The sequence below is a fragment of the Alteromonas sp. MMG017 genome (genome assembly GCF_018100795.1).
Classification (GTDB): domain Bacteria; phylum Pseudomonadota; class Gammaproteobacteria; order Enterobacterales; family Alteromonadaceae; genus Alteromonas.
In genome coordinates this window covers 465770-483278 of the sequence record NZ_JAGJDY010000001.1, presented here as the reverse complement: position 1 = coordinate 483278, position 17509 = coordinate 465770, and the positions used below count along the sequence as shown (strand labels likewise).

The following is a 17509-nucleotide window of genomic DNA, read 5'->3' as shown; positions in this document are numbered from 1 at the left end:
AGGTAAGGACGAAATAGGAATGAAGCGGGCAAAACGAAGAAGTTTAAAAAGCGAAGAGGTATAGGAAAACGAAGAGGTATAGGAAACAGTATGCCTTTGCACCGTGACAGTATTAATGGATAGATACTAAAGGGTGCCGCTATAGCTAAACGATGTGGGCAGACAACTGGCGAGCGGCTTGCACAAGGTTTTTTGAATAGTCTCGGGCGCTTTGTTTACTTAAAAAATCAGCGTTTATCACTACACTTATTGCCGCAATAGGCTCGTTTCTCAAATTCAATACTGGCGCGGCAATGCAGCAATAATGGCTACCGTTCTCTCGCTGAGTAACCGCATACCCCAAGCGTTTAGCACGCGCTAACTCCTCGTGTATCTTTGGCAACTGATTGGTGATGCTAGGGTCGTGCTTTTGCTCTACATCAAAGTAATTTTTTTGTAGTACTGGAGATTGCATAGACAAAATGGCCACCCCAGATGCAGAACAGTGCATGGCGGTGGTTTGCCCTAAATGGAAGGTTAAAGGGCCACTCAGTGAAGAGTCTACCTTTGCTACTGTTACCACCCGATTGCCTACTGGGGAATATAAAAAAATAGATTTATGAATTTCGTTTTTTAAAATTTCAGCCACGGGATAGAAGAACGGGATGATGCTTTGTTTGTTGTATATGGTGGACGCAATTTGAAAGATTTTAGAACCAATGCAGTAGGCTTTTTTACGATTTGGATCCAATGCAATCATCTGATGTTCTAACAACGCGTTAATAATACGGTGCCCACTGGCCGGCGGCATATCTAGCTGAGAGCAAATTTCCGAAAGGGTCAAAGGGTATGATGACGTAGCAATTAAATTCATCATTAAAATAGAGGCATCTACAGCCGGCGCTTTTGATTTTGCTTTTAACGTTTCCATCGACCACTTGCCACTATTTTATATATAAAAAAATAATCTTACGTTATCTGGTGTAGTAAGGCCAGCAGGCAAGCAAGGCAAATTTAAGATTAGCTTAAGATAAAACTCAGCTATATGTAGGTAAATAAAGCCCTATAGGCTGTAAAGTTAGGTGGAGGCAATTTAAAGCGACGGCTATTCGGCTATATAAACGCATGAAATAAACAAAAGTTTACTATTTCGTGCATTAATCTGACCTCAAAAAACAAGAAATACACCACTCGTTTTTCCATATATGGAATCAATATTCTAAATATAATAAAAGTTTGACTTGAAATTTTAACCCTGCTTACAATGGATTAACTAAGATTTAAGGCCTGCCCAATGAGAATCGAAAAGAACTTTATTAACAATGAATTTGTTAGCTCTACTCAAAATTCATTAATAGACGTTTATGATCCTGCAACTGAAGCGCTTATTGCTCAGGTCCCTGCGGCAAGCCCAGAAGAAGCTGCATCTGCGATTGAAAGTGCTACAGAAGCACAGCGCGCATGGCGAAAACTTACTAGCATAGAACGTGGTGGTTACCTCCAAAAGTTGGCTGACACCCTGGTATTACGCAAAGATGATATTGGTGCTGCACTGGCTGAAGAGTCAGGGAAGAGTCTAGAAGATGCGACCAACGAAGCTGTGTATGCCGCTGATATAACTCGTTATCATGCTGAATGGGCGCGCCGTATCGAAGGCGAAATTATTCCCAGCGATACCCCAGATGAAAACCTGCTATTGCAACGAGAAGCTATTGGCGTTGTGGTGGCATTAATCCCGTTTAACTATCCTGTTTACACATTTCTTCGCAAAATTGCACCGGCGCTTATTACCGGAAATACGGTGGTAGTTAGGCCTAGTAACAACACGCCTTGTTCAGCATTTGCCATTGCCAAAGTTATTCAAGAAGCGGGCATTCCCAAGGGCGTAGTGAACGTACTTACCATGACCCACGCTACGGCGGAATTGGTGTGTACACACCCTAAAGTGGGCATGATTACCCTTACGGGAAGCGTTGGCGCTGGACGCAAGGTTCTAGAGTACTCGCAAGTTAATATTGCTAAATCGTCGTTGGAACTAGGCGGAAAAACCCCCGCGATTGTTGAGCCAGATGCCGACTTAGAAAAAGCGGCTAGGGAAATAGTAGGTTCTAAAAATACCAACTGCGGCCAGCTTTGTACGGCGGTAGAGCGGGCTTACGTACACGAAGATATCTACGATGAATTTGTAGCCTTACTACATAAAAACATGAAAAGCCAACAGTTTGGTAGCCGTGTAGACAACCCTGGTTTCATGGGGCCATTAGTTAATGGCAATGCGCGTTTGAACATTCATCAAATGGTGGAAAGAGCCATTGATGATGGGGCTAACCTAGAGCTTGGTGGCGTCATTCCTGAAGGCAAAGGCTATTTCTACCCGCCGACCTTACTGACCAATTGCCGCCAAGATATGGAAATCGTTCAAGAAGAGATTTTTGGGCCTGTATTACCTGTTTTGAAATATTCGAATGTGGATGAAGCACTGGCGTTAGCCAACGATCACCAGTTCGGGTTGGCGTCTGTGATTTATACCGAAAACTATCGTACCGCAATGAAAGTGGCGAATGAAATGGAAGCGGGTGAAGTGTATATCAACCGTACTCCTTCCGACCCTTATCAAGGCTTTCACGCTGGGTGGAAACGATCAGGTTTAGGGGGCGACGATGGTAAACATGGCATGCTGGAATACACGCAAACTCGCTTAGTTGTTCTTAAATACTAGCGTTGAATCAATAATTTATTCAACGCTAATACGTTAGTACTCGTTCGTTAAAAATTAGCGCTTATATATCAGTTTTGCTGGCAACAGTGCCAAATCGTTACACAATTTATAAAAACTCGCACCTTGGTGCGGGTGAAAAAAAGGTAAAACCATGAAAGTTGTTTCTTGTGAATCTTATGTCGTTGCTACGCCGCCGCCTCACGTAGGGGGTATGTACTGGATTTTTGTTTCACTTAGAACCGACTGTGGTATTGAAGGTGTTGGTGAGGTTTACGCCGCTACCTTTCACCCTAGTGTAATGACTCATGCTATTGAAGATGTGTTCGATCGCTACCTAAAAGGTTTCGACCCCCACCATGTAGAGCGCTTCTTTCGCGCAGCCTATTCTAGCGGTTTCACACAGCGCCCCGACTTAAGCATGATGGGCGTGGTCAGCGGGTTAGAAATGGCGTGCTGGGATATTATCGGCAAGGCAGCAGGCAAGCCTGTTTACGAACTTATCGGTGGAAAAATTCACGATAAACTTCGTACTTACACTTACTTATATCCTGAAAATGAAGACGGCGATTACGATTACGACAATCTTGACTTGGCGGTTGAATGTGCCGAGAAGAATATGGAGCAAGGTTTCACCGCATTGAAGTTTGACCCCGTAGGGCCTTATGGCAATTACTGTGGTCATCAACTGTCCTTAGAAGCTATCGATAAAGCCGCTACTTTTTGCGAGCGAATTCGCAAAACGGTAGGTAATAAGTGCGATTTACTCATGGGTACCCATGGCCAAATGACCCCAGCAGGGGCCATTCGTTTAGCCAAGCGCCTCGAACCATTCGATCCTTTGTGGTTTGAAGAACCTGTTCCTCCTAGTCAAGCATCGGCCATGGCCGAAGTCGCCAAAAATACCAGCATTCCAGTGGCTACCGGCGAGCGCCTAACCACGAAATACGAGTTCTTCGATTTACTTAAGCATGGCGCCGCGTCTATCTTGCAAATGAATTTGGGCCGAGTAGGCGGCATACTAGAGGCTAAGAAGATAGCCAGTATTGCAGAAGTGCATTACGCCCAGATAGCGCCTCATTTATACAATGGCCCAGTTGGTGCGGCTGCAAGTGTGCAGCTTGCCACTGCTACGCCAAACTTCCTTATTCAAGAAAGTATTATGACGTGGGACGGTTTTCATGCCGACGTTCTACAACAAAAGATTGAATGGAAAGACGGCTACATAATTCCGTCTACCCAGCCAGGCTTGGGTGTTGAGTTAAATATGGATGTGGTGAAAGCACATTCGCCCTACACAGGCAAAGCACTACATTTATCCATGGATGCCAAGCCCTACGATGTGAAAGAACAGTCTAATCAAGACTGGAAACGGTAGGGCAAACATGAGTATCTCTGAGTACGACTTTATCATTACCGGTGCAGGGTCAGCAGGATGTATTCTTGCTGATAGGCTAAGTGAGTCTGGTGACTATTCCGTACTCTTGATTGAAGCTGGGGGGAAAAACCGCTTACCTTGGATTAAGTTGCCTATTGGTTTTGCGAAAACCTACTATCACCCTACCTACAATTATATGTATTACAGTGAAGAAGAGCCAAACATGGCGGGGCGTAAAATGTATGCCCCTCGTGGTAAAGGGCAAGGCGGCTCGGGCTCCATCAATGCAATGATATATGTGCGCGGACAAGCTTCAGACTTCGATGCGTGGGCAAAAGCTGGCAACGAAGGCTGGTCGTATGCCGATGTATTACCTTATTTTAAGAAGCTAGAGCGACACCCGTTAGGCGACACCGAACACCATTCTGGCAGCGGAAAGGTGGGTATTACTCAAATGAAAAAAGGGGCACATCCTTTTTGTAGTCATTATTTGAAAGGTGCTGAACAGCTTGGCTTCACATTAAACGACGACTTCAATGGTGCACAGTTTGAAGGAATTGGTATTTACGATGCCAATATTTACAAAGGCTTTCGCCATTGCAGTAACTCGGCGCACCTCAAACCAGCACTAAAGCGCCCTAACTTGCATGTATTGCGCGATACGGTGGTCGAAAAAGTCTTATTCAATGAAGACAACCATGCTTATGGTGTACAAGTAAATACCGCGGGTGTTCAGCAAACCCTCAAAGCGAAAAGAGAAATTGTGCTGTCAGCTGGCGCAGTAGATTCGCCAAAATTACTCCAGCTTTCAGGGGTTGGAGATACTCGCTTACTCGATAAGTATGGTATTCCTGTTGTAACGCATTCCCCTGCTGTAGGCCAAAACCTTCAAGACCATTTATGTGTTAGTTACTACTTCAAAGCAAAAGTAAAAACATTGAACGACGACTTGGGGTCGTTGTTCGGGCAAGCTAAAGCGGCGCTACAATATGTGTTTACACGTAGCGGACCTTTATCGATAAGCGTTAATCAAGGTGGAGGCTTTGTAAAAGGGTCAGATACCGAAACGCTGCCTAATCTTCAGTTGTACTTCAACCCCATGTCATATCAAATTCCAGCCGACCCTAATGCTAAGTTAGCGCCGGACCCCTATTCAGGGTTTTTAGTCGCGTTTAATTCTTGCCGACCTAGCAGTAAAGGCACGGTAGAGTTGTCATCGAACAATCCCAGCGATAAGCCATTTATCCGTCCCAATTATTTATCTACCGAGAAAGACCTAGAAGAAGTGCGTCAGGGGAGCCGACTCATCAGGCGCTTAATGCAAGCTCCCGCATTAAAAGCGGTTACCGCCGAAGAAGTAAAACCGGGTGTTACCGTTAATGATGACGATAGCATGCTGCAGTACTTCAGAGAGCAAGGCGGGTCGATTTACCACCTTTGCGGAACCTGTGCCATGGGGCCTGAACAAAGTAATGCGGTCGTAGATGCAAGACTGAAAGTTCATGGTGTTACCGGTCTTCGTGTTGTAGATGCTTCCATTTTTCCAAATATCACGTCGGGCAACATCAACGCACCAGTAATGATGGTGGCTGAAAAAGGCGCCGATTTAATTTTAGAAGATCAACGTAATCATTAGTTTTTACTTTTTGAATTTTTTATAAAAAGTAAATTTAAGCTTAGCTATATTTTCTATAAACGACCAAAAAGTACTTATTGCGTCATAGTGAATTTAATTTTTTATTAGCGTTAATATTTTTAATTTAATTCTATTCACTTGTTGTGTCGAAAATTAATAAAAATAACAGTGATATTAAAGACGGAAACGTCAAAATTGCTATTTATATGTGAAAATTTTTAACCGACTTGCGCATAGGTTAGAAATTTTAATGAATAATCAAATAATGCTCAATTGTGCCGTTGTTATATTTCGATTTATGATTGATGAATAAATGAGCAAAAAGGTTTTGAGAGGTTTTATATATGCCATCCACGTTGTTGAATAACTCAGATCCTGCGAACTTTTCACTCGAAGATTGGGTGAGTATTGCAGAAGAATTGGAAATACAGTCTGACTTATTCATAAATGGTAGTTATGTGCCTGCAAGAAGTGGCGAAACCTTCGATTCCATCAATCCAGCCAATGGCGAAGTTAACGCTAAGGTCGCATCAGCAAGTGATGCAGATGTCGATGCAGCCGTAAGTTCTTGTAAAGCGGCATGGGATGATGGGCGCTGGAGACACATGCCTCCTCGTGAACGCATGAATGTACTTTTGCGATTGGCTGACTTGGTGGATGAACATGCGGGCGAGCTCGCATTGCTAGACAGTTTAGACATGGGTAAACCCATTACCGATTGCTTAACTATTGATATACCCGAAGTGTCAGTGTCACTGCGATTTTTTGCTGAGTGTATTGATAAGGTAAGTGGTTCGGTTACCAACACCGAAAATAATGCATTACATATGATTCAGCACGAACCACTAGGCATAGTGGGGGCTATTTCGGCATGGAATTATCCGCTACTTATGGCCATTTGGAAGGTGGCACCTGCGTTAGCTGCAGGGAACTGCGTTGTATTGAAGCCTTCAGAACAAGCTCCGCTGAGTTGCACGCGATTTGCTCAGCTGTTTATTGAAGCTGGCGGACCTGCAGGCGTTTTTAATGTCGTAAATGGTTATGGCCATATTGCCGGTAAGGCATTAGCACTGCATATGGATGTAGCCAAAATAAGTTTTACGGGGTCTACCGCGGTTGGCAAAAAGCTCATGACGTACTCCGGTGAATCGAATTTGAAGCGTGTGGCGTTAGAAACGGGGGGCAAAAGCCCGCAAATATTCATGCCTGATCTCGCTGATTTAGATCAAGCTGTAGATATTGCCATTGCTGGCATCTACGACAACGTAGGCCAAGTATGTAACGCAGGTTCTCGACTGCTGGTTCACAAAGACATTCACGATGCCTTTGTGGAAAAATTTATTGAGAAGAGCCGTGAAGTATACCAACCGGGCAATCCATTAGATCCAGCCACGAGTTTGGGCCCCATGGTTTCACTTCAACAACGCCAAGGCGTATTGGAAAAAATTGAAGCAGGTAATAAAGAAGGCGCAAAACTGGCGTTTGGCGGAGAAGTGCCTTCAGGCTTAGAGCATGGCGCCTATATACAGCCAGCACTATTTACCCAAGTCACCTCAGAGATGTCTATTGCTCAAGAAGAGGTTTTCGGCCCTGTTGTGGCGTTAATTCCCTTCGATGACGAAGCGCAAGCGTTAAAGATTGCGAACGATTCTAAATATGGATTGGCGGCGGGCTTATGGACTTCTGACTTAAATACCGCCCACAGAATGATAAAAGCGATTGAGGCTGGTGTTATTTGGGTGAACTGCTTTGGTGACGGTGATATGACCCAACCGTTTGGTGGTTACAAGCAGTCGGGTAACTCTAGAGATAAATCCCTTGAGTGTTTTACCGCTTACACCCAAAGCAAGTCTACGTGGATAAACCTAGCGTAAAAGCAGCACAAAACGAATTCAAATAATAAAGATGTAAGGCAATAAAAACACAAGCAGTACCCTAAGTAACAACATAACGAGTGTGTAAGAGAATTATAATAAAAATTGGAGATATTCATGAGAATGTTAAGAAAGACGAAAGTCAATTATGCAGTATGTATAGCGATGGCGGCTGCTGTAGATGTTCCTCTAGCGTTTGCGGATATTCAAGAAACACAGCAAGCAACTGAACAAGTTGCTGAGGAAACACAACCCACTAAAAAGCCCAAACGGGCAGCTATTGAGCTTATTGAAGTAACGGCAACCCGCCGGGCTCAAAGTATTCAAAGCGTACCTATTTCAGTCACCGCACTAAGCGAACGGGCTCTTAAAGAAAACAACATTTCTAAGTTCGATGATTATATAGAAATGATCCCTAGCGCAAGTATGGGGGGGCGTGGTCCAGGTCAGTCTGACGTTTATATTCGCGGTCTAGCACTAGGTCATAATGGTATTACCGGAACTGAATTTACCCCAGCACCGACAGTAGGCTTATACTTAGATGACATGCCTATTAGTGCAACAGGGCGTAACTTAGATGTTTACGTAACCGACGTTGAGCGTTTAGAAGTACTAGCAGGTCCACAAGGCACATTGTTTGGCGCTAGTGCACAAGCAGGTGCTTTACGTATCATCACCAACAAGCCGGATTCTGGCGGTTTTGATGCTGGATTCGAACTAGACTATTCACAAACTAAAGGCGGCGATGACAGCACTTCGATTGAAGGCTTTGTCAATATTCCTATCATTGAAGATGAGTTGGCGGTACGTATTACTGCATACAATGATAAGCAAGGTGGCTATATTGACAACGTCTACAGTACGTTCACGCTAGACCCAACTATTAACCCCAACGCAAACCCAGACTTTTTTAATAATGGTGATGTTGAGCAAGGTTTAAAAGACCAATGGGTTGATGCAACGTATACCGAAATTGATAATGAAGAGTTTGTTGAAGACGATTTCAACGACAGTGAATATATTGGGGTTCGTTTCGGCATAAGCTGGGAACCAACCGCTGACTTCAGTATCTTGTTACAACATACCCATCAAGATTTAGACGTTGATGGCGTATTTGATTACGATCCAACGTTAGGCGAAATGAACGTTGCACGCTTCGATGATGACAGGCTGGAAGATAGCTTCGACTTAACTTCTTGGACCATTGAGAAACAGTTAGAGTACGTAGACATTGTTTATACCGGTGGTTATTTAGATCGCGATATCTATCAAACCGTAGACTACATTGGTTACAACAACAGTGGTGCATTTGCTGCCGATTATTACACCTGTACTTATACCGAAGTAAGACAGTGTTTAGATCCAAGCAAGCGCTTTGTAGGTCAGGTAACTAACGAACGTTTAACGCACGAAATTCGTTTCAGCTCACCGTACGATAAACCGGTACGTGGTGTGCTTGGCTTGTTCTATGACGATCAAACTATTACTCATGATGGTGAGTATGATTACGCCGCTGCACCAGAGCTAGGTTTCTTCCAGAATAGACCAAACGTAGGCTCTACGGCGAACAATCCAGACTTCAGAGAGCCAGGGGTTACCTTCATCAACGACTTGACCCGTGAAGAACAGCAAACGGCTATTTTTGGTGAGTTAGCATGGGATATTACCGACAAACTTACCGCCACAGCTGGGTTGCGTTATTACGAACTAGAAGCGACCTTCTTAGGTTCATCTGCCTTTGCCAATACTAGCGTGTTCGGCGCGACAGAAGACTTCCCTGACTACGGCCGTAACTATGATGTTAGCTTGGCTGATATCTCGCCGCTAAAACAAGATGGCACCATTACTAAATTCACGTTGGACTATCAGTTCAGTAAAGATATTTTGGTGTACGCCACGTACTCAGAAGGTTACCGCGCAGGTGGCTTCAACCGACTGTCTGGCCCGGCAATTAACACCAATAATCTGCCTGAGTTTGAAGATTTCGTGGTACCAGATACCTACGAAAGTGATGAAGTGGTCAACATGGAGCTGGGTTGGAAAACCACGTTTAACAACGGTAACCTGAAGATAAACGGCGCAATCTATCAAATTGATTGGGACAACATCCAAGTTGCTATTCTTGATAGCGCCAACATCTTACAATTAACCTTTACTGACAATGTGGCTGACGCAGAAATTCTAGGTATAGAACTTGATGCAGCATGGACAGCTACCGACAACTTAACTTTATTCGCCGCTGTGTCTAACAACCATTCAGAAATTACTGATTTGGTAAGCGGTATATCGTTTACGTTGGCTCCAGAAGGGAGCGAATTAGCATTGTCGCCCGAGCTTAACTACAGCTTGCGTGGACGATATGATTGGACGGTGAAAAATGTAGATGCTTACGGTCAAGTCACCCTTCAATATACTGACGAGAGCTATAGCTCTATGTATATTGATGCCCGAGAAAAGCAAGACAGCTACACGTTAGTTAATGCTTCAGTAGGTGCAAACTTTGATGAGTGGGGGGTAGAACTTTACGTTGATAACCTTACTGATGAGATTGCAGAAAAGTACATTAACACTATCGATGATATAAGAAGGGTAACCACCAATCGCCCTCGTACCATTGGTATGCGTGTGTCTTATGCGTTTAACTAATGTAAGTAGCTAGATAACACGTATCAAAGAGCGGCTTACCCATAGCCGCTTTTTGTTTATAAACGTAAGTCATGTATGCTAAATCTGTGTTTGTCTAAATAGGTACTTACCAATATTTATAGGTAGTTAGCCACTTTATTTAAGACTAGTGCAATAAGCGATTGAGCTGGAGTAACGTATATGGGTGTTTCTGAACCCAAAAATTCTGAAGCTAAAACTAAGCAGTTTAGTAATGTTAGTAGCATGAGTGATAGCCTCACTGAAGCCAAATTGTTGCTGCAAAAAAAGCAATTTTCAAACGCACTAGCCATTACATCAAGCCTACTCACTCGTTACCCAGACAATATTGACGCGCTGTATTTAACGGCGGTATGTCAGCGTTACTTACAGCAGCCCCTGCTCGCATTAGCAACCCTAAATACACTTAAAAGCTACCATCCAAATTACGCTAGAGCCTATCAAGAAGAAGGCCACAACTACCGACTGAGTAATAGCCAAGCCGCCATTAGTGCCTATGAAAAAGCAGTACAACTGAATGCTGCACTGATTGCGAGTTGGAAAAATTTAAGCGAGCTATATCGCGCAGAGGGTCAAATATGGTCTGCGGATCACGCCCAAAATCAAGTGGATTATTGGTCTGGCATGCCACAAGCGTTGGTGAGTGTAAGTAGTTTAATAAACGAAGACAACGTGGTTAAAGCGGAAGAAATATGTCGCTTTTTCCTTAAAAAACAGCCTAAACATACTGAAGCGATGCGCTTACTTGCTGTTATTGGTGTGAAACATAAAGTGTTAGACGACGCCGAGTTTTTGCTAGAAAGCTGTTTGCACTTCGACCCAGAGTTTCATCAAGCCCGATTAGATTACGTCAATGTTCTGCATAAGAGGCAACGCTATGAAAAAGCCTTAGAGCAAGCACTACTTTTACGCAGTAAGTCACCGAATGATGTGCGCTATCAAATGGCCGTGGCCAACGAAAGCCAAGCCGTGGGCGAGTTTAATCAAGCTATTCATATTTATCGTGAAATACTCAATCAGCTACCAGATAATTCAGGTGTACTTATTATGTTGGGGCATGCGTATAAAACGGTCGGGGACACCGACAATGCCGTTACCGCCTATCAAAAAGCGGGTGCGTGCCAAGAAAATTTTGGCGATGCATTTTGGAGCCTAGCGAACCTTAAAACATACAGCTTTAGCACCGATGAAATCACGACAATGCAAGCTCGTGAACAAGCGCCCAATACCCCATTTGAAGATAGATTTCATTTAAGCTTTGCGTTAGGAAAAGCATTTGAAGATACTGGCGATTACTCACAAGCCTTTTCCTATTATGCCAAAGGGAATGCGCTTAAAAAGCAGCAATTAGGCTATCAAGCTGCGCGGGTAGATGCTGAGTGTAAGGCACAGATAGAAGTATGTACGCCAGCACTGTTTTCGCAACACGCACCTCCCTCGAACCCCCCTAGCATACTGACGAACCAGGCAACACCAATATTCATAGTGGGCCTGCCCCGTGCTGGCTCTACCTTGTTAGAACAAATATTGTCTTCCCATTCCATGGTTGATGGCACCATGGAACTGCCTAACATAATGTCGCTTTCTCATCGATTAAATGGCCGTGGCGGTATTGATAAGCCTAAGCGTTACCCGCAAGTTCTCGCTGAACTTTCGGCGGAGCAGCTCTCTAAATTTGGCGAAGAATTTATTAGAGATACCGAAGTTTATCGTCAAGGTGCTCCCTTCTTTATAGATAAAATGCCAAATAATTTCAGGCATATCGGGCTTATTCACCTCATTTTACCCAATGCGATAATTATTGATGCGCGACGAGACCCCATGTCATGCGGGTTTAGTATCTTTAAGCAGTTGTTTGCGGAAGGACAGGAATTTAGCTACAACCTTGAAGATATTGGAAAGTACTACAATAATTATGTTGAGCTTATGGCGCACTGGAACACAGTGCTACCAGGTAAAATTTTAAAGATGCAATATGAAGACGTAGTCACCGATTTTGAAGAACAAGTACGTAAGCTGCTTGATTTTTGCGGGCTACCCTTTGAAGAAAGTTGTTTAGATTTTTATAAAACCAAACGCTCAGTAAGAACGGCTAGTGCTGAGCAGGTTCGCCAGCCTATTTATCAAAGCGGAATGCAGCAATGGAAGCATTTTGAATCAGATTTAGAGCCATTAAGTACTTTGGTGTCAGCATTAAAGTAGCCATTAATAGCCAAAGCTAGCTTATTTGCGGTACGTTACGACTTAGGTGTTATACTTTCGTATAATACGATAGCCGTTGCAGTAACCCGAAAGGATGCATTGTGGTCAATAAAGTCTCTAAATCAGCACTCTTTATTTCTATTTTCTGCGTATTATTTATAGGTATCTTGGCAGTATTAGCCAATATCTTGTGGATAGAAACTAAGCGGTTTAGTAATGACGCTATCAGTCAACAATTCGACGTCCTTCATCAAAATTTTCAGAGCGAAATAAACCACGTTATATTGGATGCGCGTTCACTCGCTATTCAAGAAAGTAAAAGTAGCCTCATTGTGGATTCACTCGTTGAAGGCGATGCTAAGCGGTACCTTACTGCACATTGGTCAGCACTTTTCGATGCGTACCCAAGTTTACAGCAAATTCGTTATATTGCGCTTGATGGTAATGAGCAACTACGTGCTGAAAAATCAGCCAAAAGCCTGATTTGGCGAGATACCAAAGACCTACAAAACAAAGCTGAACGGTATTATTTTATTGAGGCCGTTGAGTCAGCTAAAGACTATTATGTATCGCCCTTAGATTTAAACAAGGAGCGGGGAATAATAGAGCTCCCTTATCGCCCAACTATCAGAAGTGTTGCTAAATATCGCGTTGATGGCGAAATTTTAGGGTTAGTTGTACTGAATTTTGATTTGCGTGAATTGTTTTCACGCCTAAAAGAGCTGCAATTCACAAACGCACACTGGCTAATAAACCCTGATGGATTCTTCTTAACTTCTCCGAATAACTCAGCGTGGGGCTGGCTGCTCGACAGGCCTAAAAACCAAGTAAGTATGCAGTTTCCAGGTTTTGAAAAACGCTTTAATGGCAGCGAAGATGTTACCCCAGACGGCAATTTTACCAGCCGATTCAAACACGGCATTATTCCTATTGGTAAAAGAAATACTGACGACACAGACATTGAAGATGCTTACTACTGGTTAGTCATGGAAAAGCCCACTGAGGCCGTGGCGTATTTGGAGCGAACCAAGCACTTTATTTCTTTCGGCTTTGTTGCCGCAGCTTTGTTTTTAATAGGTTTGGCATACTTATTGATACGACTGCTTAATCAATTGAGTTTGGAAAAAGAGCTTGCCATAAAGGCAAAAAATAAAGCCAACAATGCCGAGAAATCCAAAGCCGATTTTCTTGCCAGAATGTCACATGAAATTCGTACGCCGATGAATGGTGTATATGGCCTACTGCAAATCACGTTAGGTGAGCGTAACTACAAAAAAATCAATGATAATATAGAGCAAGCCATCACAAGCTTTTCTTTGTTAAGCCGAATTATTGATGACGTACTCGATTTTTCTAAAATTGAAGCTGGCAAACTCGATATGGTTGAAGCCCCATTCCGTTTAGATAGCTTGCTTAATCAGGTTGGTAAAATGATGGGCCGAGCCGCTTACGGTAAACACATTGAGCTGTGGATTGATGTTGATCCTAAATGTCCTAAACATGTTGTTGGCGATGCGGTTAGGCTTAATCAAATTATCAGTAATTTAATTAGCAACGCCATTAAGTTTACCTCTCGTGGGGAAGTAAACTTAAGCGTTGAACTGCTAAGCGAAAATGAAGATACCGTTCAGTTAGGTTTTGAGATTCAAGATACGGGTATTGGCATGACTGAAAAGCAAGCCAACCAAGTATTTGGGGCGTTTACTCAGGCTAGCCGCGATACCAACACTAAGTTTGGTGGAACAGGACTAGGGCTAAGTATAGCCAAGCAGTTAGTGGAAATGATGGACGGCAAGATTGGTGTAGTTAGCCAGCAAGGTAAAGGCAGTAAATTCCACTTTAATGTTATACTTAAAAAAGCCTCGGCAGCACAAGCAGAAAGCTTAAGTGAGCAAGATGTCGTGTCCTACCAGGCGATAGTGCTTACGCAAAATGTGAATGTAGAAACTGGCATTCAGCGTCAATGTTCTGTTCTTGGATGGCCGTCCTTTGTAGCGAAAAGTGTTGAAGAGTTAACGTCTCACAAAGCCTCGAATAGCTTACCTAGGGTCATTATCATTGATGAAGCCATCTTAAGTGTTATTAGTAAAGAAGCATTGGCAAGCTGGCAGCAAGAACAAAAAGAAATAACCCACTTAGTTGTGGTTTCACACAACACAAAAAGCTTTGATAAAAACAGCTTGGTGTTATTCGATGACCTCTTATACAAGCCATTCACGCCTTCTACTTTGTATGACACGGTTATCTCGTGTAATCAATCTACCGAAGAATTAGCGCAAAATCCTGTGGTTGAAGATGATGAAAAGCTACTGGCTAAAAGGTTAGTGCTGGTGGTAGAAGATAACCCCATTAATCAGCAAGTTGCGGGAGCAATGCTAAAAAGCGCAGGGGCTATTGTTAAATTTGCCGAGAACGGGCAAGAGTGTTTAGATCTTCTTCTGAGTGGGTTTAAACCCCACTTAATATTGATGGACATGCAAATGCCTATTATGGGGGGCGTAGAAGCCGCAGAGCACATTCGCGCAAATGCTACCTGGGACAATATTCCTATTTTGGCTATGACAGCTAACGCCATGGAAGCTGACAGAAAGCGTTGTATCGATGCCGGTATGCAAGGGCATATTGTTAAGCCCGTGGTGAAACAAGATCTTATCACGCAGGTGAAGTTGAGGCTTACCGACAACTAGTATTTTCCCTATCCAGCAATGGCCGAGGGCGCTAGCTTCTTCGGCCAACTCAATTGCCTCATTTATATTTTGAATACATCACAATGACGATCATTTTTACTTAAAGATCGCGTATTGTGATAATTATGTAAATGCTAATAATTATCATTTGTGATTCTTATCTACTTACGTATAATCCCCTGCGACTAAAAACTAAACCAAAATCACTGTAGAGAACACAATGAAACTGACCACGCTCTTTGCGCTTACCCCTATAGCGCTTGCTTTTTCGATTAACGCTCAAGAAACGCAACCAGACACTACAACGGTAGATGAGTCTCAGGTCGAGAAAATTCACATTGTTGGTGTACGTCAAAATCGTGTTAGTCGCGGGGCGACCGGATTAACAATGGAGCTAAGCGAAACGCCTCAGTCCATTAGCCTTATTTCTGAAGAGCTAATGCAGTCGTTTGGTGCTTACAATGTTAACGATGCACTTAAACTTGCACCGGGTATCAACGTAGAAGAGTGGGAAACGAACCGAACGAACTACACCGCCCGTGGTTTTGAAATTAAAAATACCCAAATTGATGGCGTGGGTCTACCTAACGACTGGGGCATTGTAACAGGCGCGCTTGAAGCCTACGGCTATGAAAAAATTGAAGTTATTCGTGGTGCTAATGGTTTGCTTACGGGGGTAGGTAATTCATCAGGTACTCTGAACTATGTACGCAAGCGCCCCACCAACGAAGAAGGTGGTGAAGTGACAGTAAGCGCAGGGTCGTTCGACTTTAAACGCATGCAGGCTGACTACTCTACTCTATTAACCGAAGATGGCCGCTGGGCTGCACGTTTTGTAGGTGCTATAGAAGATAAAGCGTCTTACTTGGATGGCCTAGAGAACGATCGCACCTTTTTATATGGCGTAGTGGATGGGCAACTTACCGATAACGCCACTATTACCTTGGGCTACTCTTACCAAGATGCTAACACCGATGGAAACAATTGGGGCGGGCTAGTATTCAATTACACAGACGGCACGCAAGCTGAGTGGGACGTAAGTGATACCACCGCGCAAGAGTGGGCAATGTGGGACACTGAAAACACCAACGCATTCGTAGAATTTGACTATATTTTCGATAACGACTGGGAAGTGAAAGTAAGCTATAACTACCGAGGCTACGAAGAACAAGATAAATTATTTTATGCTTACGGTACTATCGATAAAGACACTGGCTTAGGTTTAGCAGGCTGGCCGGGTCGTTATGATTCAGACATAGATTCAAACCTTATAGAAGCGCGTACTTTTGGTACTTTCGAGCTTTTCGGTCGCCAGCATGAATTGAACGTGGGTGTAAGCCATGCCTCAAGCAGCGATACCATGTATCAGTACGGTTTCGACTATGCCAATACGCCTGCCTATGGCGCAACCCCAGCGTTCCCGTATGCATTTGATGCCATTGCAGAGCCTGACTGGTTTGACGCGGTACTTTATTCTGACATTGAACAAGATCTTACCCGCTACTTTGGCTCTACAAAAATAAGCCTAACCGATGAATTGTTTGTTATTGCGGGCTTCAATGCGATTGATTTTGAGCGCAGTGGTAACAATGCGGGTACCGCAATCGATAACGAAGAAAGTGAGGCTAGCCCTTACGTCGGCGCGACCTACGCGGTAACCGAAAACATCAATACTTATGTAAGCTATTCAGATGTGTATCAGCCGCAAGAGCAATATGATTTATCTGGCCAATACTTAGCACCCACTAAAGGTAAAAACTTTGAAGCTGGTGTTAAAGCCCAGTGGTTAGATGATACCTTAATGACCACATTTGCATATTTTACTGCTGAACAAGACAACTTAGCCTCTTTTGCAGGCATTAACCCTGAAAATCAGCAGTACTACTACGAAGGCGTGTCGGTAGAGTCTGAAGGGTTTGAGGTGGAAGTCGTCGGTCAGATTACTGATGCTTTACGTGTTCAGGCATCGTATACCGCTATTGATGTGGAAGATGAAGCAGGCAACGACGCAAACCTGTGGGCGCCTCGTGATGTAGTGACCTTCCAATTAGGCTACGAACTGCCAGCAGTACCAGCGCTAACGGTGGGATTAGGCGGAAGATGGCAATCTGAAATTAGTAACACCGATTACAACGTAGAGCAGGGCAGCTACTTCTTAGCGAATGCCTATGCAACTTACGCGGTAACCAACGACCTTACCTTGCGTGCAAACATCAATAATATCTTTGACGAAAAATACATTACCAGCCTACACACCATAGGCTTTTATGGTGCACCAGTGAATGGTTCAGTAAGCCTGACTTACGCATTCTAAAAGGTATAAAATAAAACGCTAAAAAGCGCCTTAGGGCGCTTTTTTTATTTATGTTGACC

9 protein-coding genes are annotated in these 17509 nt (G+C 43.6%); 8 read left to right on the top strand and 1 reads right to left on the bottom strand.

Going from position 1 to position 17509, the window contains the following annotated elements:
- Positions 1-145: 145 nt before the first annotated feature.
- Positions 146-910: an IclR family transcriptional regulator gene (locus tag J8L84_RS02080; protein WP_211069228.1), complete on the bottom strand. Its 765-nt coding sequence runs from the start codon at positions 908-910 to the stop codon at positions 146-148.
- Between the two features lie 363 nt (positions 911-1273).
- Here J8L84_RS02080 and aldA point away from each other — a divergent pair, with 363 nt between their 5' ends.
- From aldA to J8L84_RS02040, 8 genes are all read left to right on the top strand, one after another.
- A complete protein-coding gene (aldA, locus tag J8L84_RS02075; protein WP_211069227.1) occupies positions 1274-2698 on the top strand; it encodes an aldehyde dehydrogenase in 1425 nt (474 codons plus the stop codon).
- Between the two features lie 151 nt (positions 2699-2849).
- On the top strand, positions 2850-4073 hold the full coding sequence (locus J8L84_RS02070) for a mandelate racemase/muconate lactonizing enzyme family protein (protein WP_247670492.1): 1224 nt from the start codon (positions 2850-2852) through the stop codon (positions 4071-4073).
- Positions 4074-4080: 7 nt separating this feature from the next.
- Positions 4081-5709, top strand: coding sequence for a GMC family oxidoreductase N-terminal domain-containing protein (locus J8L84_RS02065; RefSeq protein ID WP_211069226.1), 1629 nt, complete (start codon positions 4081-4083; stop codon positions 5707-5709).
- 344 nt (positions 5710-6053) lie between these two features.
- On the top strand, positions 6054-7583 hold the full coding sequence (locus J8L84_RS02060; protein ID WP_211069225.1) for an aldehyde dehydrogenase: 1530 nt from the start codon (positions 6054-6056) through the stop codon (positions 7581-7583).
- Positions 7584-7700: 117 nt separating this feature from the next.
- Positions 7701-10229: a TonB-dependent receptor gene (locus J8L84_RS02055; protein ID WP_211069224.1), complete on the top strand. Its 2529-nt coding sequence runs from the start codon at positions 7701-7703 to the stop codon at positions 10227-10229.
- Between the two features lie 180 nt (positions 10230-10409).
- On the top strand, positions 10410-12449 hold the full coding sequence (locus J8L84_RS02050) for a tetratricopeptide repeat-containing sulfotransferase family protein (RefSeq protein WP_247670491.1): 2040 nt from the start codon (positions 10410-10412) through the stop codon (positions 12447-12449).
- Positions 12450-12550: 101 nt separating this feature from the next.
- Complete coding sequence (locus J8L84_RS20350; protein ID WP_211069223.1) at positions 12551-15136, top strand: hybrid sensor histidine kinase/response regulator; 2586 nt, start codon at positions 12551-12553, stop codon at positions 15134-15136.
- Between the two features lie 220 nt (positions 15137-15356).
- A complete protein-coding gene (locus tag J8L84_RS02040) occupies positions 15357-17450 on the top strand; it encodes a TonB-dependent siderophore receptor (RefSeq protein ID WP_211069222.1) in 2094 nt (697 codons plus the stop codon).
- The last annotated feature ends 59 nt before the right edge of the window (positions 17451-17509 follow it).